The organism is Rhodococcus sp. MurmanLake-1 (genome assembly GCF_056945715.1).
Window position 1 is genome coordinate 66,394 of the sequence record NZ_JBWZNF010000008.1, and the last position, 23,349, is coordinate 89,742.

Below are 23,349 nucleotides of genomic sequence, written 5' to 3' on the forward strand. Positions count from 1 at the left end.
ACGAACGTAGAACAAATATGATTACGATGCCAGTGGTTCCGTAATAAAAGATTTAGATGCTCACTGCACCATCGGAGCGAAGACGGCGTAGATCGCTTCCGGGGCGCCGTCGAAAGCACTGATGATCAACCAGGCAGTCAGGACCGTCAGCGCCGGCCCGATCAGAATCTTCTCGAGGTTCCCACCTGCGCGGATGGACAGAAATGACGGCAGCCGTTGTTCCCACCACCGCTTGCCGCCGAGCGGAATCAGGGGCGCGAGAAACGGCACCCCTTCCTTGGTGATCGCATCGCCGAGACAGTGTGTGGCGCAGCCCAGTGCCACTGCAACACCTAGCCCGGTGGATCCGGCCTCACTCGGATACCACTGCCAGGTGAGGGCCGAGAGCACCAACGCAACGGCGGAGACGGCGAGCCACCCCTTCTCCTTGGCCAATTCACCCGCCAATCCTCGGATCGCCAGCCCGAGGCAGAAGAACAGCGTGATGATGATGGCGGGCTTCCCGAACTGAACAACCAGCGCCGAGACCCCGGCCCCAAGACCGGCGGCAAACAGCGCGGTGTGCGTGAGCGTCCGATGTCCACCACGACGCTTGCCGTCCTTCTTGCCTTTGGTGATGCGGTAGAAGGTCACCGAAATTGCGTCGATACCTTTGGCCAGCGCTTTGCTGAGCGGACCGAATGATCGGGAAACCGTCGACTGACCGGTATCGAGGTCGGGAAGCAAGGCGGCTCCCGCGCACACACCGGCAAAAGTCAAGGTTTCAGCGGTGGATGTGGGCCCTCCCCAATCGAGAGGCAACAACTCTGCAACCACCAACCCCACAGCAGCACCGGACATCGCGTGGGTGGGGCCCATGACCATGAAACACAACACCTTTCGAAACGCGCCCCGCATCAGGCCGTACCGGACCCTCTGCAAGACACCACACACATGACGCCGTCGGCGACGGCCCCGGCATGCTCGCCGAGACCGCCCCGAACGTAGCAAGTGCTACCGACAGGGTTGACCAACCTCCGGACCCGGTTGAGTACGGCCGTACCGTTCCAGGTCAAAGCGGTTCATGCGGAGCTTTTTTCGCTCGTCAGCCCGCAGCAACCGCGCATGACAGGGCAACGCCTTCCTCCAGCGGAGCGACGCCTGCCATGTTGAGCACCTCTGCCGGAACACCCTCGATCGCCGGAGCCCATTCGACGGTCGGCAACGCCGGCACCCCTTCACGCGCAATGAATGTCGCGGCGTCGCCAGGGACTTCGATCGTGATTGCGGCTGTGCCCGCCTCCTCGGCGCGCACAACCTTGCCCTCGTCGATGAGCTTCTGCAGCTCCTCGTCGGAAATCGGCGTCGCGGCACCACACGCTACTTCCGGTGCCACACCTGCCTCTGACGGAGCGGTCGCGATCGATCGCACCGCCACCGGCGACCCGTCGGAAATCGGGTTGGAAGCCCAGGCGATTCCCGGCGCCACGGCCATACCGAGGACCGCCACCGACGCCACCACCACACCGGTCCGGCTGGCCCGCTTGCCGTTCACTTTCAATCGCGTCATCGTTGTTCTCCTTGATCGAACGTTCTCGAATTCTCGGCGCGGTCGCATCCGAGAAACCCGAGGTTATGAAGCCAACACTGCAGATCTGTTGTCGGTTTCTTAGGAGTTGATGAGAATGCGGCGGCCCTCGCTCCGAGCGAGGCCCCAGGTCGCAATCCGATGGCACCATGGCTGGAGTGAGTACACGCGAGCGCATCCTGATCGTTGACGACGACGCGAAGGTTCTGAATTCGCTCGAACGTGGACTCCGATTGTCGGGCTTCGACACGGCAACTGCCGTCGACGGACGATCGGCCTTGTCATCGGTGAACAAGCAATGCCCGGCCGCACTCGTTCTCGACGTCAACATGCCCGGCCTCGACGGCGTCGGAGTGGTAACCGCCCTGCGCGCGATCGGCAACGAGGTTCCGATCTGCGTACTCAGCGCCCGAAGCTCCGTGGGTGACCGCATCGCGGGGCTGGAGGCGGGCGCCGACGACTACCTCACCAAGCCCTTCGAATTGGCCGAGCTCGTCGCCAGACTGCGCGCATTGCTACGACGCACGACGCGAGCCACTCCGTCGGTCGACCATCCGATCACGGTGGGACCGCTGACGGTCGATCTCCGTGGCCATCGAGCACACATCGACGGTAGGCGAATCGAACTCACCAAAAGAGAATTCGACCTGTTGTCGGTACTCGCCGAGCATGCCGGTGTCGTACTCAGTCGCGCACAACTCCTGCGACTCGTCTGGGGTTACGACTTCGCTGCCGACACCAATGTCGTCGACGTCTTCGTCACCTACCTACGCAAGAAACTCGAAGTCGACGGGGCGCCCCGCGTGATCCACACGGTGCGCGGAGTGGGCTTCGTCCTGAGGGCCGAACGATGAAGCGGCCGCTGTCACTTCAGACCCGGGTAGCCATCGCGTCGGGCCTGGCCGCCGGAATCGTGATTGCCGCGATCGGAATTGCGTTCGCGGTCTTCCTGCGCGTCAACGGATCCGAACAACTCGAACGCACTCTCGATTCCGTCACCCTGGGCGTCGCAGCGAGTGCACCGAGCCCCCTGTTCATCGAAACACCAACTGCAACAACAGAACCATTCGTGGTCAGCCCTGGATTCAACGCCACGACCGTCAGCGCCTTGGCTACCACCGATGTTCGCAGTCGGGATGTTCTCGTGCCCGGCGACAGCGGCGCCGCATTGGCCGTCAGCATCCCCGAAGATCCACTGACCCAGGCAATCCGTGAACAGCAGTTCCAAGTGGCCGCTGCGGCAGTGGTCGCCATCCTTGCCGCGGCCGGGCTCGGCTGGTTCCTCACAGGCCGAGCCGTCCGGCCCCTACAGCAATTGACCGAGACCACCAGTTCGATCGGCAACAACCTCGACGTCGAAGGACTCTCGCGCCGGGCACCGTCGGTGCGCGGAACGCGCGAAGCCGAAGAACTGTCGGAGGCAATCCACAGCATGCTCAGCCGCATCGAAACCGATAGAAGCCGCACCGAAGAGGCGTTGGAGTCGGCACGCGATTTCGCTCGCGTCTCCGCCCACGAACTACGCACACCTCTCACGTCGATGCGTACCGATCTCGAAGTTCTCGCAACACTGGATCTCACGGAAAGCCAACGCCGCGAACTGTCCAGCGAGTTGTTGGAGGCGCAGCGCCAGATCGAGCGCACCCTGACCGATCTCGAGACGCTCGCCCTGGGTGAAGTGGCCGATCCGGAGGATTGTGCCGACGTCGATCTCGTGGAGGTTGCCGATCGTGCCGTCGCTGACGCAGGCCGTCTGCACCCTCAGGTCGACGTTCGTTTGAAAGCACCGGAAGAACTTTCGGTTCAGGCCTTTCCCGCGGGCATCCGTCTGGTGTTGACCAACGCCGTCACCAACTCCGTTCGGCACGGCAATGCCGACGAAGTCGAGATCACCGTCCGATCAGGGGCTGCCACCGGTTCGGCGACGGTATACGTCGACGACAACGGCACCGTGATCGCGCCGTCGGAACGCGAAGCGATGTTCGAACGATTTGTTCGTGGTACCGGCGCCGGCGACGCCGGAAGCGGTTTGGGGTTGGCCCTCGTCGCGCAGCAGGCGCGGCTGCACGGCGGTAGCGCGCGACTCGACGCGAGCCCCCTCGGCGGAACTCGATTGATTTTCTCGATCAACCCAATTCGACGTGCAGAGCCTCGAGCAGTGGCTTGGCTGCCTCGTCGAAGAATCGGTCTTGGGTATCTCCACCGATCTGTACCAGCGCCACATCGGTGAACCCGGCATCGGTGTACGCCTTGACTGCCTCCACGATGACATCGAGATCAGGACCACACGGAATACTTTCCGCCACATCCTCTTTGCGCACGAACTGAGTCGCACCTGCGAAACTCGCCGGTGTGGGTAGTTCGGAGTTCACAGACCACCCTCCACCGAACCACCGGAACTGCTGATGAGCGCGAGCGATGGCCGTGTCGCGATCAGGATCCCACGAGATCGGAATCTGACCGATGGTCCGGCCTGCTGGCGCCAACCCGTACGCCCGTCCGTGAACATGCTTCCACTGGTGCACCAGATCCGAATCCGGTTGCACGGCAATCAGGTCATCGGCCATCGGACCGAAACGCTCGACGGACTTGTCGCCGGACATGGCCAGCGCCAGGGGAACCGGGTTCTCCGGGAGATCCCAGATCCGCGCGGACTGAACGTCGAAGTACTCCCCCTTCCAGCTCACCAGATCTCCGGCAAGCAGTGCACGAATAATGCTCACTGCTTCCTGCAGCATGTCGTGCCGGGTGTCGACGGACGGCCACCCCTCACCGACCACATGCTCGTTCAGGCTCTCGCCACTTCCCAATCCCAGTGTGAAGCGCCCGTCCGCGAGGATCTGGATCGTCGCGGCTTTCTGCGCGACCACGGCAGGGTGGTACCTGACGGTCGGACAAGTCACATACGTCATCAACCCGACTCGCTCGGTGGCATGGGCAACTGCTCCCAGCACCGACCAGGCGTAAGGCGCATGCCCCTGCTCGGTCAGCCACGGCGAGTAATGATCACTCATCACTTCGAAGTCGAAGCCGACTTCTTCGGCCCGAACTGCATGGCGGACCAGTTCTTTCGGGCCGGCCTGTTCGGTCATCAAGGTATAGCCGAATCGTGCCATCACTGATCAACTCCCGGTATCTTGGCCTGAAACGAGTTCGGAAATCACACTGCCGTCGAGGTGGTCGAGAAGGTCGCGGGCGTCGTCGTACACCTCCGCCGCACCCGCGCCGTCGAGTTCGTCGGTCGACATGCCGCCGCTGCGCACTCCCACAGCCACAACGCCTGCCGATGTCGCCGCCTTCATGTCCCAGACGGCGTCTCCGACCATGACCGCATCGCCCGCGTCGACACCTGCCTTCGCGAGCGCGATTTCGATCAGGTCCGGATCAGGCTTGGCCTCGTCGACGGATTCCGAAGAGGTCGCGGCGTAGATCATTTCGTCGATGTCGAGCGTCTGGCGCAACAACTCCAGTTCGTCGTCGGGCGCCGAGGTAGCGAGCACGACGTGCAGTCCGAGCGAGTGAACTCGGCGGATCAACTCTCGCGCTCCCGGCAGTACTCGGAGACGGTCAGCCGACTGCCGGTAGTACTTGGTGTGAAGTTCCTTGGCCCGAGGCCCGCACCCGTCGATGTCTTCGCCGAGCAACGTCTCCAGTAGTTGGTCTCCGTCCATGCCGATGCAGCGGTGCACCCGCCACGCGTCAACCGGGCGACCCACCTCGAAGAAGGCTCGCGACCACGCTTCTACATGCAGATAGTTGGAATCGACGAGCGTTCCGTCGATGTCGAAGAGAACTGCACCTGTTGCCATGGGAATTGACTGCCCAACACCTCGGTTCGCGAAACTTGTGCCCCGAGCATTCTCCGCTCGAGAAGCGGATCATGGAGAGTGCGGACAGCAGAAGTGCACGTCGAACAGGGGTGTCGTCATGGAGTCAGTGGTTGTGTTCCTTCTGGCATGCTTCGTCTACTGGTTCGCACTGCTGTAGTTGGGCAGACAAAAACGGACCGCTGCCGGGAAGTGATTTCCCTTGCAGCGGTCCGCATTCGGTAAACCTAGGCGATGCTCATGTCAGCGGGTCACTGACCTGCGCGTACACCTTCTTCGACGCGCTTGCCCAAATCTGCGTCGACGTTCTTCCAGTACTCGAAGACACGCAGTAGAACTTCTTCGCTGACGCCGGCAAGGGCGTGGCCGACGATGTTGCTCACCAGGCGCTCACGAGCTGCGTCGTCGAGAACTTCACGGACCAGCGTTCCGGCCTGCGTGAAGTCGCCGTCCTCGGCGTGCTCGATGTATCCGGCGCGCACTGCCTTGCCGTCGAACGACCACAGGCCTTCGTCACCGGCAACAGACGGATCGGCGTGAGGTCCGCCGTACGAGTTGGGTGCGTACACCGGCGTCGACGGGGAATTGAAGCTGTAACGCATGGCGCCCTCCTTGGAGTAGGAGTTCACCTCGTTCTTCGGGGCGTTGACCGGCAGGTCGGCGTAGTTGGTGCCGATGCGGTAACGATGTGCGTCGGCGTAGGAGAAGACGCGACCCAGAAGCATCTTGTCCGGGCTGAATCCGATGCCGGGCACCACGTTCGACGGCTCGAAGGATGCCTGCTCGATCTGCGCGAAGAAGTTCTCCGGGTTACGGTTCAGCGTCCACTTGCCGACCTCGATCAGCGGGTAGTCCTTCTGGGACCAGACCTTGGTGAGGTCGAACGGGTTGAAGCGGTAGCCTTCGGCCTCGTCGACCGGCATGATCTGAACCTTGAGGGTCCAGCTCGGGAAATTACCGGCCTCGATGGCGTTGTACAGATCCGCGCGGTGGTAGTCGGGATCGCTACCGGCGAGGCTGTCTGCTTCTGCCTGCGTCAGGAACTCGATCCCCTGATCGGTCTTGAAGTGGTACTTCACCCAGAAGCGTTCGCCCGCAGCGTTGACCCACTGGTAGGTGTGCGATCCGAAGCCGTCCATGTTGCGCCAGGTCTTCGGGATACCGCGGTCACCCATCAACCAGGTCACCTGGTGAGCCGTTTCGGGACGCAGAGTCCAGAAGTCCCACTGCATGTCGTGGTCACGAAGACCGGAGCCTGGCAGTCGCTTCTGCGAACGGATGAAGTCGGGGAACTTGATGGCGTCCTTGATGAAGAACACCGGGGTGTTGTTGCCGACGAGGTCGTAGTTTCCCTCTTCGGTGTAGAACTTCATCGCGAAACCGCGCGGATCGCGCCAGGTGTCCGGGCTGCCCTGCTCACCGGCGACGGTGGAGAAGCGGACGAGCGACTCGGTCTTCTTACCCGGCTGCAGGAACGCGGCCTTCGTGTACTTGCTGACGTCGTGTGTGATGACGAGTTCACCGAAAGCGCCGCCGCCCTTGGCGTGGACGATGCGCTCCGGGACACGCTCGCGGTTGAACTGCGCGAGCTTCTCGATCAGGTAGTGGTCGTGAAGGAGCACCGGCCCCTGAATACCCGCGGTCAGCGATTCGTCATCACTTGCGACCGCGATACCGAAATTGTTGGTGGTGGGCTTGGTCATGGCGAAGCCTCCTAGCGTTGTGGGCTGGGCGTCAGAGGAGCGGGGCTGCATCCGAGCCGAACGCATGGGCTGCATGCGAAGGGGCTGGCTCGGAGGTTCTGGACGCATCAATTCGATTCTGCGAGACCGTGTCCGACGCGGTGTCGGATTCGGCAGAATTCTTCAGGCAATCTTCGCAACGGCCCCAGAACACGACCTCGGCTTCGTCGATTTCGAAGCCGTGATTATCGGAAGGTTCGAGGCAGGGAGCTTGGCCGACAACACAATCGACGTCGACGACCTTGCCGCAGCCGCGACAGACGAGGTGATGGTGGTTGTCACCAGTTCTCGTCTCGAACCGTGCGGGTGAACCCGCCGGCTCGATGCGTCGCAGCAATCCTGCGTTCACGCATGCCTTGAGCACGTCGTAAACGGCCTGTGTGGATACCGATCCGAGCTGCTGCCGCACGAGTGCTGCAACAGAATCGGCGTCTGAATGCGGTTGGGCTGTAACCGCATCCAGCACGGCGAGGCGCGGAGCAGTGATCCTCAACCCGACGGCGCGAAGTTGCGCTCGGGGGTCGAAGTCATGCTCTCCGTCTCGCATGTTTCCCAGTATGCCGCTTTTCTGGAATTAGTCAAGAAAAGGATTGCCTAAGTTGAATCGAGACCGGCGTCACATACCCGGGACGGGAACAAATGCGGGGCGACCACCGTTGAACACCCTGTCGGCGTCCGAACAAGCCCCGGGCCCCACCCCTTTTGTCGCTGCGAGCGACCACCCGCCGAGAGGCGCCTGTGGGACGTCGACACCTAACTTATTTACACAACACGAGCAAGGCCGCCCAATCACCGACTGGGCGGCCTTGCTCGTTCTTTCGCAGGTCAACCCCCCGCTATCGGTGCTTGGCTGCTCCCGTAGTCATTTTTCCGCCCAGAATCACGGCGCCGTGATGAGTGCCCGATGCCAACCAGTTCGGCAGTGTCGGCCCCTCTGCCTCGACGCTCACGCGCGCATATCGGAACGACCCCGTCAGCCTGGCCGACGCGATCGCCAGACCTCCACCGGATTCCGGCTGCGCAAATCCCAACGCCCCGGCAATCGGCAGACGCGGCCCGAGCATCCGCGTGTCCGAACGCACCCGCCATTCGTCGCCGGTTGCAGTGAATTTCTGCTGCACGTCTCCGTCGAAATCGGCCAGAACCTTGGGCAATTGCCAGTGGACTCGCCCGCCGTGCACCGACGGTTCCGAATCCACCGCGATGAAAGGGACCGCCATCCGCGGCATAGGCCCGATCCGTTTCCCTGGCGCATGCAAGACCGGACTGGCGAGGATCTCGCGATACGGGCCGACCGGCGAATCGAGGTAGTCCACCATCATGGCCACCGTCACCGGAATCGTTCGATCGTCTGGCCCGAGTTCCCGCGCCGCCGGCGTGCTGCGGTGCCACCACAGTGTTGCGCGAACGGAAGCAGGCCACGGCGGCGGATCGCTCACCGGCCAGTCGACGCGGTCACTTGTCGATTCAGGCACGCTCCACATCGGGCACCTTCTCAGCTCGAACGGTCAGGGGAAGTCGCAAAGCACCTGGTGCATGCGTCGGCACCACCGGGTTGGACGGCAACGTCGGATCGATACGTACGTATGGTTCGCCGGTCTTCGGGCGGGCGTCTGCGGCACCTTTGTTCGGCCACATCGCGCACGCTCGTTCCGCCTGCGCAGTGATGGTCAGGGAAGGATTCACGCCGAGATTCGCGCTCACCACCGAACCGTCCATGACGTGCAGGCCGGCATGTCCGTAAGCACGGAGATACGGATCCACGACGCCACTCGCCGCGCTGTCACCGATTGCGCAGCCACCCAGAAAGTGCGCCGTCATCGGGATATTCACGATCTCGGCGATGGAACCGCCCGCGTCGCCGTCGATCTTCTCGGCGACCTTGCGAATAGCTGTATGGCCCTGCGGAATCCACTGGGGAGGTGGATCACCCGGTCCCGGCCTACTGGTGAGGGAACGCCCGAATCGTTTGGTGTTCTTGGAAAGCTCGAGGGAGTTGTCGTCGGTCTGCATCACCAGCGCGATGACGGTTCGCTCGGACCAGTTCCGTACCGACAAGGACCGGAAGAACGCACCTGGGTGCCGTGCCGCGACCGCCAGAGTCTTCAGCACCCGGGGAGTTCGCCCACCGCCGTCACTCAGGACGGTCTGCAGAAGTCCTATTGCATTGCTGCCCTTGCCGTATCGCACCGGCTCGATGTGCGTGTGATCATCCGGGTGAAAGGACGATGTGATCGCTACGCCCTGCGTGAAGTTCCGTCGACGCGACTTCGACGTTGCGGCCAGTACGGCTTCGGAATTGGTACGTACAACGGTGCCCAGAGTGTCCGACAGGTCAGGCAGGGCACCGGATTCCTTCATACCGAGCAGCAGTCTCGCCGTTCCGTACGTTCCGGCGGCTACCACCACCTGATCGGCGGTGAACAGAACTTCTCGCCGGCGGACGCCGTCCGTTCGCCTCGCGAGCAGGTGATAACCACCGCTTGCGCTCGGCCGAAGTTCGGTGACGGTCGTGAGCGGATGAACCCTGGCGCCCGCTTGCTCGGCGAGATGGAGGTAGTTCTTGACCAGCGTGTTCTTCGCCCCGACTCGGCACCCGGTCATGCATCCCCCGCATTCGGTGCAACCGGTGCGTTCGGGCCCTTTTCCGCCGAAGAACGGGTCCGGCACGGAAACTCCTGCCTCCCCGAAGAAAACACCGACGGGGGTGGACGTGAAGGTCTCCCCCACGCCCATCTCTTCGGCTACGTCTTTCATCACCGCATCGGCCGGAGTGAAGGACGGATTGGTGCGAACACCCAACATCCGTTTGGCCTGGTCGTAGTACGGCGCCAGTTCGTCGTGCCAGTCCGTGATGTGCGCCCACTGACGGTCTTCGAAGAACCGCTTGGGTGGCTGATACAACGTGTTGGCGTAGTTCAACGATCCGCCTCCGACGCCGGCTCCCGCCATCACGAGTACGTCCGGAAGAAGGTGGATACGCTGAACCCCATAACATCCGATCCACGGCGCCCACAGGTACTTTCGCATCCGCCAACTGGTTTCGGGCAACTCGTCGTCGGCAAACCGTCGACCGGCTTCGAGCACCCCGACACGGTAGCCCTTCTCCGTCAGGCGAAGAGCGGCGACACTGCCACCGAATCCCGATCCGATTACCACCACGTCGTAGTGCGTCGTGGTCATGCCTGGACGCTTTCGATCTTGCGAGCGGAGTAGTTCTCACGATCGAAATGCTCCAGCAGCGAACGGAATTTGAATGTGAACGTCGGCCACTGCACCGAGTTGCGCCCCTCCGGATCGATGTACCAACTCGAGCATCCGCCCTTGTTCCACACCGTGTGCTGCAACTCGTGCTGAATTCCCTTGTTGTAGTGCACCTGTACCGACTCGTTGACATCAAGAGCGTCCAGTCGCTCACGTTTCATGGTGTTCAACGCGTCGTTGACGTACTCGGCCTGGGACTCGAGCATGTACACGATCGAACTGTGTCCGAGGTTGGTGTTCGGACCGTACATGAGGAACAGATTCGGGAACCCGCTGACCGCAGTGCCCTTGTAGGCATTGGGGCTACCGTTCCAATGCGCGGCCAGCGTTTCGCCACGTTTTCCGGTGATCAGATGCGCCACAGGCGGTTCCGTCGGCGTGAACCCCGTGGCGAAGATGATGGTGTCGACCTTGTGCTCGACTCCGTGCCCGTCGACCACCCCGCCCTCGGTGACCGAGACGAGCCCGCTGTCGACCAGGCTCACGTCCGCGCGGTCGAGGGTGCGCAACCAGTCGTTGGACAGAAGCATGCGCTTGCAACCGATCGTGAAATCGGGAGTCAGTTTCCGGCGCAACTCCGGATCTTTCACCTGTCTGCGCAGATGGAGGCGCGCGGCCGCCTCGAAGGCCGGCAGGACCCACGTCGCATGTGACATCGCGGCACCGAGCAACTCGCGAAAACCGTAAACCGCTCCGCGAACAACTTTCTGCGTAGCGGGAATCCGCGAGTAGACGGCCTTCTGCGCCGCAGGCAGGGTGCGATCCATTCGCGGAATCACCCAGGCCGGAGTTCTCTGGAACACGGTGACATGGGCAGCAGGGTCGGCAATTTCGGGAACGAACTGAACCGCCGACGCTCCCGTTCCGATCACGGCTACGCGCTCACCACGCAGTTCGTGTTCGTGGTTCCACGTCGCCGAATGGAAAGTGGTACCGGAGAATTGGTCGAGACCGGGAAAATCCGGGATCTTGGGTGTCGACAACGCCCCGGTCGCAGCGACCAGCGCTTTGGCTGTCAACGACCCCAGGGATGTCCGGACACGCCACAGCGCCGCATCCTCGTCCCACACAGCGGCTTCGAGTTCGCAGTTCAGGATTACGCGATCCCCGATGCCGGTGTCTGCGGCCACTTTCTTCAGATAGTCGTAGATCTCGGGCTGACGAGCAAAGGTATGACTCCAATCAGCGCTCGGCGCAAAAGAATACGAGTACAGCGCCGTCGGCACGTCACAGGCACAACCTGGGTAGGTGTTGTCTCGCCAGGTGCCACCGATATCAGCTCCGCGCTCGATCAACACGACGTCCGCCGTTCGGTTGTCACGAAGCATTCTGGCCGCCAAGCCCATACCGGCGAATCCGGCACCGACGATCAATGTTTCGACATGTTCGGGAAGCTTCACTTCTTCTCCACTCGGGATTGCCAGGCCGGCAACAGTCGCGCTCTGAGCGCGTCGTCGGCTTCGGGTGTACGGAAAAGGGCTGAGACTGCAAGACCGCGGACGAGTTCGATGGTGAGTTCGACCGACTCGGAATCGAATCGATCGCCGAACAACTCGGCGCTACCGAACTCGAGTGCCTCACTGACCTTGCGTTCGAGGGGCACCGTCGCCGCATGCAGAACAGGATCGGTTCGCGCCGCGACCCACAATTCGAGGGCGGCGTAGAACAGTGGCCCGGAGAACGCGTCCGCCAGGACCTCGAGACCTCGGCCGCGATCCACTTCAGCGGTGAGGATTTCTTCCAGTCGCTTGTCGACCAGATACTCGACGGCCGCAACGACCAGCGATTCCTTGGTCGGAAAATGATGCAGTTGCGTACCTCGCGAGACGCCTGCGCGGCGGGCGATCTCCTGGGTGCTGGTCCGGGCGTAGCCCAGTTCGACAAGCGATTCGACGGCGGCGTCGAGCAGGCGCCCACGCATCGCGGCAGTTCGTTCGGCCTGCGTACGGCTTACTTTCGCATCGGAAGTGGTCTCGGTCACAAGACAACTGTAGAGCCGAAACGTAAAACAGTCCAGGCTGACTTCAAATCTTGATACGTAACATACCGATCAGTCAGCTCTGCCTGATAACGTCCTCGCATCGAGCGGAGGGAAACAATCGCTATGCCAGAGCAAACTGCATTTCCACACCGCCGTGTCGGACTGGTGGAAGACCACGAGTCGGTGGCTATCGGCTTGTCCGTGATGCTGAAGGACGAGCCGGATATCGAGTTGGTGTGCATCGCGACCACTGTGTCCGAGATGCTCGCTCAGAACGTCAGCTTGGATCTGGCAATTCTCGACCTCCGACTGGCCGACGGTTCATCGCCCAAGAGCAACGTCGAGGAACTGCGGGCCGCGGGGCTCGAGACATTGATCTTCACCGGGGCGGAAAACCCGTTCCTCGTTCGCTCGGCTGCCCGTGCCGGTGTGCTGGGCGTCGTGCGCAAGTCCGAACCGACTGCCGTCGTGATTGATGCAATACGCGCCGCCGCGTCGGGAAGGCAGGTGGTGACGACAGAGTGGGCTGCCGCAATCGACGGGGATCCAGGTCTCGACGAGGTGGGTCTGAGCCCTCGACAACTCGAGGTCCTCGAACTTTACGCATCCGGAGAGAAGGCAGATCGCGTTGCGCGACTCACCGGTTTGGCGCCGCAGACGGTCAACGATTACCTCCAACGCATCAGGCAGAAATATGCGGCTGCCGGACGGCCGGCCCCCACAAAGACAGATCTGTACAAACGCGCGGTCGAGGACGGGGTGTTACCGATTCCGGAACGCAGGAATCTCGGTAGAAATCTGACCTTGACTAACAATGACCTTCAGTAATGAAAAAGTTCGGTAACGATTGATTTCACTGAGGCTGCCCCTGGAAATATGGGCAGAGGAATTGATGTCTGGGAAAAATGGCCAACTTCGACTTACATTCACCTGGTAAGAAGACGGCGCTGTCGGGGAGTCTGTCATTCCGCTAGACGAAAGAAAGACGAAACTCATGACCGTCACTGTGGAAAACTGCATGACACAAGACCCTGTCGGACCGCACCTTTCGGAGCGCGAAGTCGAGGTTCTCAGGGAATGGCTACTGAGTGATTCGAAATCACGCGTCGCTCAAAACCTCTACATAAGCGTGGGAACGGTGGGAACCCACCTGTCCCGGATTCGCGAGAAGTATGCCGACGTTGGAAGGAACGCACCGACGAAATGCGAACTACTCGTGCGAGCGATACAAGATCAGATAGTGACGATCGACGAACTCTGATCGACAAAGTTGCTTTCGACAAAACAGCCACTGCTTCTGACGAAATTCTCAGGCTCTTCGGCCGTTTCATCGGCGCAGGCTATGTCTGTTATCTGATATTGCTCGCCCCTGCCATTGCCGAAGCCACTGCGATGTCCGCGTCTTGGTGGACCCCGCTGGCAGTGGTCGCAACTTTCGGTAGTGGACTGGTATTGGGAGCATCGACGTTTCACGCAGACACCCGGTGGGTGAAACGAGCCGCGAGTGCAAATGCGCTCCTCTACGTCGTGGTCATCCTCCTGTGGTGGCCGGCCTGGAATGGTGAGCACGTCACGGATTTCACCTTGTGGATTTCCAATTTCCCCGGCGTCGCCAGCCTTGCGGCAGCTGCGGCTTGGCGACCGGCCGCTGCCGTCGTGCACCTTTTCGTGGCGGCAACACTCGCACAGTTGACCAATCACATAATCCGGACGAGTCCCACGACGCACCTGCTTGTTCCCGACCTCGCCTTCGCCTGGACATTTTGCGCGGTATTCGTCGCAGCGGCCGTCATGGCCTTGCGCACCGGTCGCGTGCTGGATGCAACTATCGCCACCACTCATGCCGCTGCGGCAGGCGCCGCAGCGGCCGAGGCCAAGTCCGTCGAACGCGAGAGATTCGACGCACTCATCCACGACACCGTGATGTCCACCCTGCTCGCTGCTTCGAGAAACGATGCCGATCCCTCGGTCATCGCTCAGGCACGAAGGACTGTCGAGAGGCTTGACGAACTCCGCTCCGGAACCGATCACGAGACGAGTTTCGACTTCGACGGAATCCTCGCTCAGTTGCGTTCAGCCGCTTCGGAAGTAGACGAAAACATCACGTTCGAGACCGCCCTCTCAGTCGGGTCCGATCCGAGCGGATACGCGCCCGACTCGATTCGTGCGATGGCCGGTGCGATGGCCGAGGCGCTGCGCAACAGCGTCAAGCACGCCGGAAGCAGTGCACGGCGTTCGGTCACGGTCACGGCAACCACCACCCACCTCGAAGTAGTCGTCGCGGACGACGGCGTCGGCTTCGATCCGAGCTCCGTCGAGACGCATCGCCTCGGAATCACTGTCAGCATCCGCGGCAGAATGCGCCAACTCGACGGCGGATCGGCAACCATTCGATCGTCACCCGGCCGCGGCACTTCGGTGACTCTGACCCTGAGCTTGCCCGCAGCGGTGATGACATGACCAGACCGGACGGACGAGATGTCCGCGATCTCCTCGGTATGCACAGCCGTGCTGCTCGATTCATGGCTGCATGCTTCGCGCTCACCTGCGTGATCTCGGTCGCGTACACCTCCTCCGACGTCCGCGCAGTCTGGCCGATGGTCTTGGCAATTATCGTGTGCTCAACTGCGGCTTTTACACTCGTTCTGAGCCGAGGCGACCCGATGCCGCTGGGGCAGAGCGTTCTGGTGTCTCTGACTGGCGCCGTCACGAGTGGCCTTGTGTTGTCAGTGGTTCCAGTGCCCGTCAACGACATGACTCAATTGTGGATGTTCGGGATGTCTACGGCCGTTTTCACCTTCATGTGCGTTCGTGGGCGTACAGCACTCGCGTGGCTCGGGCTTGGGCTCATGGTGTTGGTGACCGCCATCTGGTCCTCCACTACCGGCCAGGGGGCCATGTACGGAGTGTCGTTGACGGTCATCAACGCGGGCCCTGTTCTGATGTCGACCTTCTTCGCGTACACCATCCGTCCTCAAGCCAGGGTTATCTACGAACTTCGGGAGCAGTCCACCCAACGAATTGCCTCCGCATCCGCTAGCGCTGCGATTCTCGAGGAACGCGACGCGCAACTCGACAGGCTCGATCTACTTGCGCGCCCACTCCTCGAACGGGTCGCTTCCGGGATTCCGCTGACAACCGCCGAGCGGCAAGAATGCGAACTCCTCGAGGCGCAACTCCGAGATTCGCTGAGGGCGCCTGGCTTACAACAGACAGATGTCATCGATGCTGTGCATGCCACTCGAAACCGCGGCGTCGAGGTAGTCCTGCTCGACGACCACGGAATGGATGGTGCTGACCCCGCCGTGCGCGACCGAATCCACGCGAGCATCGTCCGGGAACTCACCGCGATCACGCGAGGCAAAGTGACCATTCGGATCCTTCCACCTCGGCGCACCGCAATGGCCACGATGCTGGTCGACACTGAAGACGTTCGACGAATCGAGTTCGATCACAACGGAATGCAGCTGTTACGGCAGGGAGATCAGAGGGAACTCGGCGCCTCGTCCATGTCCGTCGATCCGACTACAGACAGCGCCGTCGATCCCGAATAGCTTTCGAGGAGAGTGAGATTCACCGCGTCGATCACCAGGAGAAATGAATGATCTTCGAACTGCGTCCAGCACATGTTGCACGCGCCCTTGCCGCACTGTGTGCCCTTCCGATTCTGTGGACCTTCGCAGTCGAGGGAATCACCACGACAACGGAATACGACTACAGCACGGGCGAAGTATCCTCATCGAGCGACCTGGGCTCTCAGATCGGAAGCGTAGCGATCTGGATCGTCCTCGCGATCGCATGTGCCGCCGGTGCATGGTATCTGGAGAAACAGCGCATCGGTTGGCCGCCGGCGGCACACGAGCAGCTGGTCAAACTGCAGCTGGCATCACCCAACCGAGAAGAGTAAAGGTCCCTATCGCTTCCGATCGCCGGCGCGGAGAAGATTACTGGGAACGGTATGGCCCACTATCTCCTCTGCAACGGCAGCGGCACGAATGCTCGCATCCAGGTCGATACCTGTCGCAATGCCCATGTCTTCGAGCATGTAGACCAGTTCCTCAGTCGCGATATTGCCACTGGCACCAGGAGCAAACGGGCAACCGCCCAGGCCACCGGTGGACGCATCCAGGTTTCGAACTCCGTGCTGCACAGCCGCCAACGCACTGGCAAGACCAGCGCCACGCGTGTTGTGGAAGTGCACACCCAAGCCGAAGTCACCCACTCTTTCGCCGACAGCGTCGATCAACCGTCCGACGCGTCCCGGTGTGGCAGTGCCGATGGTATCCGCGATCGAGAACTGATCAGCGCCGAACTCTTTGGCCTGCTCCGCAATCCGCAGAACACGGTCCGGATCGGTTGGACCGTCGAACGGACAGTCCCAGGCTGTGGCCACGATGACCTCCACCCGTCCACCAGCCTCGTGGACGATCCGGACGACCTCTCCGATACGTTCGGTCGCTTGCTCCGTCGTCGACCGAGTGTTGGCCTCGCTGTGGCTATTCGATGCCGACACCACATATTCGACGGTTTGCATTCCTGCAGCAACGGCCCGTTTCGCTCCACCGATTCCGGCGACCAATGCCGAGAACTCGATGCCTGGCCACTGGTGCAACTCTGCGGCCAACAACTCCGCGTCGGCCAGTGCCGGCACCGCACGCGGTGACACGAACGACGTCGCCTCGATGCGCGAAACACCTGTCGCAGCCAGAGCTTCGACAAGACGAAGTTTCTCCGCCAGCGAGACCGGGTCTTCGATCTGCAACCCATCCCGTGGCCCGACTTCACGAATGCTGACCGCGGGAACACCTGCTTCAGGTACCGACACGTCAGATCACGCCCTTCTTCTTCAGTTCTGTCTGCTCGTCGCCCGAGAGTCCGAGGAGCCCACCCCAGACCGAAGCGTTGTCGTACCCCGGCGACGCTGCTCCCGCGTTGCGAACGGATCCGGGTGTCTCACTGAATGTAGGCACGACGCCCAGGCCGAGGACGTTTTCCCCGATCCGCTCGTCGTAGTGGTCGACGAGCATCCCCCGTTCGATCAGCTGCGGATCCTTGACCACATCTTCAACCGTATTGATCGGCCCGGCAACAACTCCCACTTCGGTGAGGCGTTCCACGAGACTGGTGGGATCTTGGAGCGCAACCCAGGCGCTGATCAATTCGTCGAGCTCGTCCTGATGTTTGCCACGCGCAACATGATTGGAGAATCGGTCGTCTTGCGCTAGTTCCGGTCGACCCATGATGGTGCACAGACGCACGAAGAGCGTGTCCTGATTGGCCGCGATCACCACCCAGTTTCCTTCAGAGGTCTGGTAGATGTTGGACGGTGCGATACCCTCCAACCTCGTTCCCGAGGGCTGCCGGATGATCCCGCCCCGATCGTAGTCCGGGATCGTGGATTCCTGCACCGCCAGACAGGATTCCGTGAGGGCAACGTCGACCACCTGACCACGGCCGGTCCGCTCTCGCGAGAGCAACGCCGCCAGCACTCCCTGAACGGCGAACATCCCACCGAGAGAATCTCCGAGTGAAAGGGCAATACGCGGGGGTGCCTGCCCTGGATAACCGTTCAGATGCCGAAATCCGCTGACTGCTTCGGCAACCGAGGCGTAGCCGGCGCTCTTGGCTTGCGGTCCGCTCTGCCCGTAGCCGGATACCCTGGCCAACACCAACTTCGGATTGCGCGCGCTGAGCACGTCGAATCCCAGACCCCACTTCTCGAGGGTGCCCGGCCGGAAGTTCTCGACCACCACGTCGGCATGTTCGATCAGATTCAGAAACAGGTCTCGGCCCGCGTCGACGCGAAGGTCCAACGTCACACACCGCTTGTTGCGGGCGTGAACCGTCCAGAAGAATCGATGACCGTCCTGCTCTGCCTGACCCCAGGTACGAAGCGGGTCTGGACGGTCCGGTGATTCGATCTTGATCACGTCGGCTCCCATGTCGCCGAGCAATTTCCCGGCGAAGGGCCCGGCGATCAAGGTTCCGAGTTCAATCACCCGATATCCGTCCAGGGGCCCGGTGGGCGCACCTTCCGACACAGCTGCCTCCTCTGGGAACTTTTCTCCCTTTGAAGGCTACGTCACCACCCGGTATCGCAACATCATGTCGTGGTCTTCGTGATCGAGCATATGGCAGTGCCAGACGTACCCCTGCAAGTCCCCCATGCCAGCTTCTCCGTGCGCCGAGTGATCTGCCATGGAACCTCTCGCGAAAGTTGCATCCGGATCGAAGCCCAACTCGTCGGCCGTCGGAAAGCGCACGATCACGCGGGTGATCGAGTTGGCATCCACGATGACCGTGTCCTTCTCCCCCGTTTCCCACACTTCGGGAGGCCGCAGCGAAGAGGTCACGAATTCCTCCGCCGATGGCGTCCACCGGACCCCCAAGTCAGGCACCGGATACCGCTGCATCAGTGCTGCAGTGTCGAGGCTCTGGCGTCCCACAACGCGGAACGCCACCAGGTGCAGATGAATCGGATGTGGTTCCGTGGTGATGTTGATCAGATTCCATTGCTCGACGGCTCCCTGACGTGGCAGTTCGATATCCGAATCGGTGAACCTCAAATTGTTGAGCGACATAGTGATCGACGGGTAGTCCGAGGGACGCGACAGCTGCATGATCGTGAGATTTCGCACCACATCCGGGGACGCCGGTTCGGCGGCAACGGAATTCAGCTGCTGCGGGATCGAGCCGGTGAATCCCTTTGCGCTGCCCACGTCGAACCGACAGAACACCGGCATCACCTGCGTGCCGCGTTGAGCCACCGCAAGGGGTACCGGTTCGTCGTTGCGCAATTCCACCGTTGTGCCCGGCTCGAGCATACTGAAGTCGACCAGCAGATCAGCGCGTTCACCCGGACTCAACCGGACGTGATCCGTCGGCGCCGGAGCGGCCAGTAAACCGCCTTCGGACCCGATCACCCAGAACCGCATACGATTTGCGAAATGCAGATTCCACACCGAATAGGTTGCGGCGTTGAGCAGTCGCAATCGATACAGGCCGCGGGCAACCTCCACTTTCGGCCACACGACGCCGTTCACCACGCCAACGTCACCGGGGGTCGCCGGATCCCATGAACCTTGCGGAGTGAGCCACGTGGAACGGACACTCTGCTGACCGTCGGAAGTGAATACCTTGTCCTGCAGAATCATCGGGAGTTCGAACTCACCGGTCGGCAGGCCGAGAGAATTCCCGGCGGCGCCCGTGTCAACGTCGTCACGGAGAAAATACATCCCGACCAATCCGGCGTAGACGTTGAGGCGCGTCATTCCCATGGCGTGATCGTGGTACCAGAGATTGCCGGCGGCACGACCATTCGTGTATTCGTGGACCAAACCTTCGCCCGGACGCTGGATCAACTCCGGATGTCCGTCGAACTGTGGTGCAGTAACTCCTCCGTGCAGGTGAAGCGAGGTGGGGACCTGTGTGCGGTCGAGGTCGCTGACGCCGTGCAGACCCGGATCGACATCCGCGGCAAGCGGATACGCAGAAATGTCATTGGCATATCGGACTGTGACGAGCTGATCGACGTGAGCTTCGATGGTGGGGCCCAGATAATCCATTCCGCCGTAACCCAGCGACGGCGACGACGGTAGGTCCGGATGGAAACGGTGCATCGACGAAGCCGCGCGAAGCTCCAGGTTGCCACCCGAAATGCCCGGCAGGACAGGAAGGGTCTCCCGAAACGGTTCCAGCCGGGGTGACGGAAGTTGGAATGGGCGTAGCGGATCGATGTCAGGGGGCCGAGCTGTCGCTGATCCAGCGGACAATGCACTCAGGCCGGCCAGCAAGCCAAGCCCTTGAACAAACGATCGTCGACGGATCTTGTGTGACTCGTCCACTCACGGCCCCCTCACGCTGACGGCATCCGGAGCGGGTTACCCGTGTGCTCGCACGGTCAAACACCGACCACCTTCTCCAACCAAGGTTTGAGAATGGGTAGAACATGAGCCGGTTGCATTGCCTGCGTGTGATCCAGACCGTCTAGTACCTCGATATCCCACCCTGCTGACCGAGCGGCGTCGAGGTCGAGATCGGCCGGCGCGACCCGTACCCCACCCCATCGGTCACCGTATTCGATGACGTCTTGCGAACCGACGAAACACATTCGCGGACAAAGGATGCGCCCTTGAATTGTTCGATCGTCGAATTCACCAAGTGCGCGGTACAGCGTCACGAACTGCCGGGTCTGCGCTCCGGTCAACGCAATGTCGATGGAGTTCCAATCGAACTCGTCTGATGATGCCGTGGGTTGTGATGTGCGCTGGGGCGGTTCACTCGTCATGCGGTGTGTAGCTTCGGTAACCTGGAGCATCGCCTTGTACGGCCCATCCACCGGCGGGAAACCACCCATGACCAGTGCGGTCAGACGATCGGTGCGCAGCGCCAACTGCAATCCGCACAGAGCCAGCCAGGAGTATCCGTAGTAGGCGAACTGGTCGATCCCAGCCGAATTCGCCACAGCCAGAATGTCGGACGTGATGTTGTCGGGAGTGAGCGTGTCCGGAGCGGGCGACGCCATCCGGTGCCCTTCGTAGTCGAAGGCAACCACAGTGAAGTTCGACGCCAACCCTTCCATGAACGTTCGACCGAGCGAGGGGTCAACGCCCCAGGCGCGCAGTTCGTCAGCCTTGATGCCGGTAGCCGAAATCGGATTCACGGGCATCAGCACGGCGGGGCCATGTCCGAGAACCTCGACATCGATAGTTGTCCCGTCGTGAAGTCTTGCCTCAACCATGCCCACTCCCAAATCTTTACACTGTAAAGTAATTAAGAATAGCGCGACTCCACGAAAGCGACAAGATGAATAAACAGGCAGGCCGACGCGATATCGCACGCACGATTTCACTTCTGTGGCGTCAACCCGAGACGCCTTCCGGCCGCCGAGGACCGAAGCCCGCGCTGTCCACGGACTCAGTCGTTGACGCCGCGATCGAAGTCGCCGACGCCAACCCCACGACACCGTTGTCGATGCGCATGATCGGCGACCACCTCGGCCGCACTGCGATGTCTCTGTACACCTACATACCGGGAAAGGACGAACTACTGGACCTGATGTACGACCGGGTGCATGCCGAGCTACCGCCGATCGCAGACACCGGCGACTGGCGCATGGCACTGTCCGACTGGGCCGCCGCACTCTTCGCCCTACATACACGCCATCCGTGGACATTGGATGTCTCGTTGGCGCGCCCCGTCCTGGGTCCGCACGAGCAGGCAGGACTCGAATCACTCCTGTCCATTCTCTACCCCACGGGTCTCAATGCTCCGACCATCCGCAGATCGGTGAGCATGATTTTCCATTTCATCCGGGGGTCCGCGCGGACCCTAGCTGAGATCCGGAGCGCCTCGACCATCGGAGATTCCGAATTTCATTGGTGGGCAGAGTCTTCTGCTGCACTGGCCGATGCTGCACCGGATTTCGCGGACGACTTCCCCCACACGATGCAGTTGGGTCGGGAGGCCCCACCGGTACCGGGCGGCGACTTCTATCTCGAACGAGAAACCGAAGAGTCATTTACTCAGGGCCTACAGATCCTCCTTGACGGGATCGAATCGAGGATTCGAAAACACTCTTGACTCGAACGCATGTTCGAGTATTCTTGTGTGTAGGGGATCGGGGGATTCAATGAGTGCCTTGTTGTCGGATGTGGTGTCTGGTTCTGCGGTGGGGTTGCGCGGACGTCTGTGGCAGTTGTCTGCTTCTGAGTTGCGTGCTGCTGCTATTGAGGCGAGTGCGGAGATTCTTCGTCTCGAGGCTGTTCGTGTGGCGGTGGTCGACGAACTCTCGATGCGTCCCGATGATCAGGTGATTGCCAGCCGCGGGGTGGGTTGCTGGTTGGCGGCAAACACGATGCTGCAGGTCCGGGACGGGAAGAAGATCGCCGCCCTGGGTGCTGCGCTACGGCCTTTTCCGGCGGTGGCGGCCCGGTTCGATGGCGGGGACTGCTCCTTCGATCATGCCGTGTTGATCGTGGCGTTCTGCGAATCACCACCGAAGGGCATGCCGGAGGAAGCGCTCCCTCGCTGTATCGATTTGTTGTTGGCTGCCGCGTCGGGCGTGGAGGCGACGACCACGAAAGTGCGGAACGTCATCGCGACGTTAGAGCGAGTGTTCGAATCCGATGAAATTCCACCCGCCGAAGATATCGACCGCAACGAGCTCCGGATCGCGTCGACATTGAATGGTCGGGTGGTGGTGCGCGGAGATTTCGACGCCCTCACCGGCGAAATGCTGCTCTCCGCCCTGTCGAATCTGACGATGCCGACCCCGGCACCCGATGGAACCCCCGATACCCGGTCGGCAGCGAAGCGGACCGCGGACGGGTTCACCGAACTGATTCGGCGGTATCTGGATTGCGCGAAAACCGGTGTCGATGGTGGTCAGCGTCCGCACGTGAACGTGCACATCAACGCGCGTGATTTAGCGGAGCATCGGGACTGCGCCGCCGCACCCTCGCCCGATGGTGTTGCTGTGGCTGTGTCGGATCTCGATGTCGGGCACATGCCCTGGCTCGGACCACTGTCCGTCTCGCAGACCAGACTCCTCGGGTGCGACTGCTTCCTGTCCACTGTGCTGCTCGACGATCACGGCGCGCCGCTCGATGCGAAACCCGGAAAGCGATTAGTGTCCGCGGAGCAGCGAGTGGCGTTGATCGCCCGAGACAAAGGTTGCGCGTTCCCCGGCTGCACGTGCGTGCCCGCGTGGACGGATGCGCACCATATCCGGCACTGGGCCAACGGCGGCCCGACGGTGATGAACAACCTTGTCCTGCTGTGCCGTTCACATCACCGGTTGATGCACCGGAAATCCGGGTTCGTCGGGAAGTGGATGATCCGGATCGGGGTCGACAACAAACCGTGGTTCATCCCACCACCCTCGATCGACCCCGGCCAGCACCCGCGGCCCGCGAACACCACCTTCAAAACCTGAGGTAGTACTCCTCGGGCACAACAGAACACGGC

Annotated in this window: 23 protein-coding genes; 9 read left to right on the forward strand and 14 right to left on the reverse strand. The window is 61.5% G+C overall.

The window, feature by feature from the left end:
* Positions 1-60: 60 nt before the first annotated feature.
* Entirely contained in the window at positions 61-864 is an 804-nt protein-coding gene (locus tag AC2ETI_RS21890) for a metal-dependent hydrolase (RefSeq protein ID WP_007732353.1), read from the reverse strand.
* 220 nt (positions 865-1,084) lie between these two features.
* Entirely contained in the window at positions 1,085-1,549 is a 465-nt protein-coding gene (locus AC2ETI_RS21895) for a hypothetical protein (RefSeq protein WP_019746594.1), read from the reverse strand.
* A gap of 167 nt (positions 1,550-1,716) precedes the next feature.
* Here AC2ETI_RS21895 and AC2ETI_RS21900 point away from each other — a divergent pair, with 167 nt between their 5' ends.
* On the forward strand, positions 1,717-2,421 hold the full coding sequence (locus tag AC2ETI_RS21900; protein WP_003943475.1) for a response regulator transcription factor: 705 nt from the start codon (positions 1,717-1,719) through the stop codon (positions 2,419-2,421).
* Positions 2,418-3,797 carry a sensor histidine kinase gene (locus AC2ETI_RS21905; RefSeq protein ID WP_019746593.1) on the forward strand — a complete coding sequence of 460 codons (1,380 nt, stop codon included), beginning with the start codon at positions 2,418-2,420 and terminating at the stop codon, positions 3,795-3,797. The genes AC2ETI_RS21900 and AC2ETI_RS21905 overlap by 4 nt, the downstream gene beginning before the upstream one ends.
* Here AC2ETI_RS21905 and AC2ETI_RS21910 read toward each other — a convergent pair.
* The 8 genes from AC2ETI_RS21910 to AC2ETI_RS21945 form a co-directional block, all read right to left on the reverse strand.
* Positions 3,694-4,683 carry an LLM class F420-dependent oxidoreductase gene (locus tag AC2ETI_RS21910; protein WP_020723628.1) on the reverse strand — a complete coding sequence of 330 codons (990 nt, stop codon included), beginning with the start codon at positions 4,681-4,683 and terminating at the stop codon, positions 3,694-3,696. The two genes, AC2ETI_RS21905 and AC2ETI_RS21910, sit on opposite strands and share 104 nt — an antisense overlap.
* Before the next feature lie 6 nt (positions 4,684-4,689).
* Positions 4,690-5,376, reverse strand: coding sequence for an HAD family hydrolase (locus AC2ETI_RS21915; protein ID WP_030535692.1), 687 nt, complete (start codon positions 5,374-5,376; stop codon positions 4,690-4,692).
* A 269-nt stretch (positions 5,377-5,645) separates the two neighbouring features.
* Positions 5,646-7,097, reverse strand: coding sequence for a catalase (locus AC2ETI_RS21920; RefSeq protein ID WP_019746589.1), 1,452 nt, complete (start codon positions 7,095-7,097; stop codon positions 5,646-5,648).
* Between the two features lie 31 nt (positions 7,098-7,128).
* Positions 7,129-7,683 carry a Fur family transcriptional regulator gene (locus AC2ETI_RS21925; protein ID WP_019746588.1) on the reverse strand — a complete coding sequence of 185 codons (555 nt, stop codon included), beginning with the start codon at positions 7,681-7,683 and terminating at the stop codon, positions 7,129-7,131.
* Positions 7,684-7,972: 289 nt separating this feature from the next.
* Positions 7,973-8,620 (reverse strand): acetoacetate decarboxylase family protein, encoded by a 648-nt coding sequence (locus AC2ETI_RS21930; protein WP_279218678.1) that lies wholly within the window; start codon positions 8,618-8,620, stop codon positions 7,973-7,975.
* A complete protein-coding gene (locus tag AC2ETI_RS21935; protein ID WP_483634385.1) occupies positions 8,604-10,319 on the reverse strand; it encodes a GMC oxidoreductase in 1,716 nt (571 codons plus the stop codon). The genes AC2ETI_RS21930 and AC2ETI_RS21935 overlap by 17 nt, the downstream gene beginning before the upstream one ends.
* A complete protein-coding gene (locus AC2ETI_RS21940) occupies positions 10,316-11,800 on the reverse strand; it encodes a flavin-containing monooxygenase (RefSeq protein WP_166501707.1) in 1,485 nt (494 codons plus the stop codon). The genes AC2ETI_RS21935 and AC2ETI_RS21940 overlap by 4 nt, the downstream gene beginning before the upstream one ends.
* Positions 11,797-12,321, reverse strand: coding sequence for a TetR/AcrR family transcriptional regulator (locus tag AC2ETI_RS21945; RefSeq protein ID WP_020968240.1), 525 nt, complete (start codon positions 12,319-12,321; stop codon positions 11,797-11,799). The genes AC2ETI_RS21940 and AC2ETI_RS21945 overlap by 4 nt, the downstream gene beginning before the upstream one ends.
* 183 nt (positions 12,322-12,504) lie before the next feature.
* On the opposite strand from AC2ETI_RS21945, the gene AC2ETI_RS21950 reads away from it, so the two are divergent.
* The 5 genes from AC2ETI_RS21950 to AC2ETI_RS21970 all read left to right on the forward strand — a co-directional run bounded on the left by AC2ETI_RS21950 (position 12,505) and on the right by AC2ETI_RS21970 (position 16,288).
* Positions 12,505-13,209: a response regulator transcription factor gene (locus tag AC2ETI_RS21950; protein ID WP_019746583.1), complete on the forward strand. Its 705-nt coding sequence runs from the start codon at positions 12,505-12,507 to the stop codon at positions 13,207-13,209.
* 190 nt (positions 13,210-13,399) lie between these two features.
* Positions 13,400-13,642 carry a LuxR C-terminal-related transcriptional regulator gene (locus tag AC2ETI_RS21955; protein WP_042950493.1) on the forward strand — a complete coding sequence of 81 codons (243 nt, stop codon included), beginning with the start codon at positions 13,400-13,402 and terminating at the stop codon, positions 13,640-13,642.
* Positions 13,585-14,841 carry a sensor histidine kinase gene (locus AC2ETI_RS21960; protein ID WP_223257798.1) on the forward strand — a complete coding sequence of 419 codons (1,257 nt, stop codon included), beginning with the start codon at positions 13,585-13,587 and terminating at the stop codon, positions 14,839-14,841. Before AC2ETI_RS21955 ends, AC2ETI_RS21960 begins: the two co-directional genes overlap by 58 nt.
* Positions 14,838-15,935 (forward strand): hypothetical protein, encoded by a 1,098-nt coding sequence (locus AC2ETI_RS21965; RefSeq protein ID WP_047888090.1) that lies wholly within the window; start codon positions 14,838-14,840, stop codon positions 15,933-15,935. The genes AC2ETI_RS21960 and AC2ETI_RS21965 overlap by 4 nt, the downstream gene beginning before the upstream one ends.
* A gap of 47 nt (positions 15,936-15,982) precedes the next feature.
* On the forward strand, positions 15,983-16,288 hold the full coding sequence (locus AC2ETI_RS21970; RefSeq protein ID WP_019746579.1) for a hypothetical protein: 306 nt from the start codon (positions 15,983-15,985) through the stop codon (positions 16,286-16,288).
* 6 nt (positions 16,289-16,294) lie between these two features.
* On the opposite strand, the gene AC2ETI_RS21975 is transcribed toward AC2ETI_RS21970, so the two are convergent.
* From AC2ETI_RS21975 to AC2ETI_RS21990, 4 genes are read right to left on the reverse strand one after another with little or no spacing between them, the layout of a single operon-like run.
* Entirely contained in the window at positions 16,295-17,206 is a 912-nt protein-coding gene (locus AC2ETI_RS21975; protein WP_069147138.1) for a hydroxymethylglutaryl-CoA lyase, read from the reverse strand.
* A 1-nt stretch (position 17,207) separates the two neighbouring features.
* Entirely contained in the window at positions 17,208-18,422 is a 1,215-nt protein-coding gene (locus AC2ETI_RS21980; RefSeq protein ID WP_019746577.1) for a CaiB/BaiF CoA transferase family protein, read from the reverse strand.
* Between the two features lie 36 nt (positions 18,423-18,458).
* Entirely contained in the window at positions 18,459-20,225 is a 1,767-nt protein-coding gene (locus AC2ETI_RS21985; RefSeq protein WP_020905930.1) for a multicopper oxidase family protein, read from the reverse strand.
* 56 nt (positions 20,226-20,281) lie between these two features.
* On the reverse strand, positions 20,282-21,121 hold the full coding sequence (locus tag AC2ETI_RS21990; RefSeq protein WP_020968234.1) for an alpha/beta fold hydrolase: 840 nt from the start codon (positions 21,119-21,121) through the stop codon (positions 20,282-20,284).
* 65 nt (positions 21,122-21,186) lie between these two features.
* On the opposite strand from AC2ETI_RS21990, the gene AC2ETI_RS21995 reads away from it, so the two are divergent.
* Positions 21,187-21,963: a TetR/AcrR family transcriptional regulator gene (locus AC2ETI_RS21995; protein WP_428691720.1), complete on the forward strand. Its 777-nt coding sequence runs from the start codon at positions 21,187-21,189 to the stop codon at positions 21,961-21,963.
* A gap of 49 nt (positions 21,964-22,012) precedes the next feature.
* Entirely contained in the window at positions 22,013-23,317 is a 1,305-nt protein-coding gene (locus AC2ETI_RS22000; RefSeq protein WP_483634386.1) for an HNH endonuclease signature motif containing protein, read from the forward strand.
* The last annotated feature ends 32 nt before the right edge of the window (positions 23,318-23,349 follow it).

Bases quoted from the DNA above. Each gene is read 5' to 3' on its own strand.
- AC2ETI_RS21890 (WP_007732353.1), bottom strand. From the start codon at position 864: ATGGTCATGGGCCCCACCCACGCGATGTCCGGTGCTGCTGTGGGGTTG.
- AC2ETI_RS21895 (WP_019746594.1), bottom strand. From the start codon at position 1,549: ATGACGCGATTGAAAGTGAACGGCAAGCGGGCCAGCCGGACCGGTGTG.
- AC2ETI_RS21900 (WP_003943475.1), top strand. From the start codon at position 1,717: ATGGCTGGAGTGAGTACACGCGAGCGCATCCTGATCGTTGACGACGAC.
- AC2ETI_RS21905 (WP_019746593.1), top strand. From the start codon at position 2,418: ATGAAGCGGCCGCTGTCACTTCAGACCCGGGTAGCCATCGCGTCGGGC.
- AC2ETI_RS21910 (WP_020723628.1), bottom strand. From the start codon at position 4,683: ATGGCACGATTCGGCTATACCTTGATGACCGAACAGGCCGGCCCGAAA.
- AC2ETI_RS21915 (WP_030535692.1), bottom strand. From the start codon at position 5,376: ATGGCAACAGGTGCAGTTCTCTTCGACATCGACGGAACGCTCGTCGAT.
- AC2ETI_RS21920 (WP_019746589.1), bottom strand. From the start codon at position 7,097: ATGACCAAGCCCACCACCAACAATTTCGGTATCGCGGTCGCAAGTGAT.
- AC2ETI_RS21925 (WP_019746588.1), bottom strand. From the start codon at position 7,683: ATGCGAGACGGAGAGCATGACTTCGACCCCCGAGCGCAACTTCGCGCC.
- AC2ETI_RS21930 (WP_279218678.1), bottom strand. From the start codon at position 8,620: ATGTGGAGCGTGCCTGAATCGACAAGTGACCGCGTCGACTGGCCGGTG.
- AC2ETI_RS21935 (WP_483634385.1), bottom strand. From the start codon at position 10,319: ATGACCACGACGCACTACGACGTGGTGGTAATCGGATCGGGATTCGGT.
- AC2ETI_RS21945 (WP_020968240.1), bottom strand. From the start codon at position 12,321: ATGCGTGGGCGCCTGCTCGACGCCGCCGTCGAATCGCTTGTCGAACTG.
- AC2ETI_RS21950 (WP_019746583.1), top strand. From the start codon at position 12,505: ATGCCAGAGCAAACTGCATTTCCACACCGCCGTGTCGGACTGGTGGAA.
- AC2ETI_RS21955 (WP_042950493.1), top strand. From the start codon at position 13,400: ATGACACAAGACCCTGTCGGACCGCACCTTTCGGAGCGCGAAGTCGAG.
- AC2ETI_RS21960 (WP_223257798.1), top strand. From the start codon at position 13,585: ATGCGAACTACTCGTGCGAGCGATACAAGATCAGATAGTGACGATCGA.
- AC2ETI_RS21965 (WP_047888090.1), top strand. From the start codon at position 14,838: ATGACCAGACCGGACGGACGAGATGTCCGCGATCTCCTCGGTATGCAC.
- AC2ETI_RS21970 (WP_019746579.1), top strand. From the start codon at position 15,983: ATGATCTTCGAACTGCGTCCAGCACATGTTGCACGCGCCCTTGCCGCA.
- AC2ETI_RS21990 (WP_020968234.1), bottom strand. From the start codon at position 21,121: ATGGTTGAGGCAAGACTTCACGACGGGACAACTATCGATGTCGAGGTT.
- AC2ETI_RS21995 (WP_428691720.1), top strand. From the start codon at position 21,187: ATGAATAAACAGGCAGGCCGACGCGATATCGCACGCACGATTTCACTT.
- AC2ETI_RS22000 (WP_483634386.1), top strand. From the start codon at position 22,013: ATGAGTGCCTTGTTGTCGGATGTGGTGTCTGGTTCTGCGGTGGGGTTG.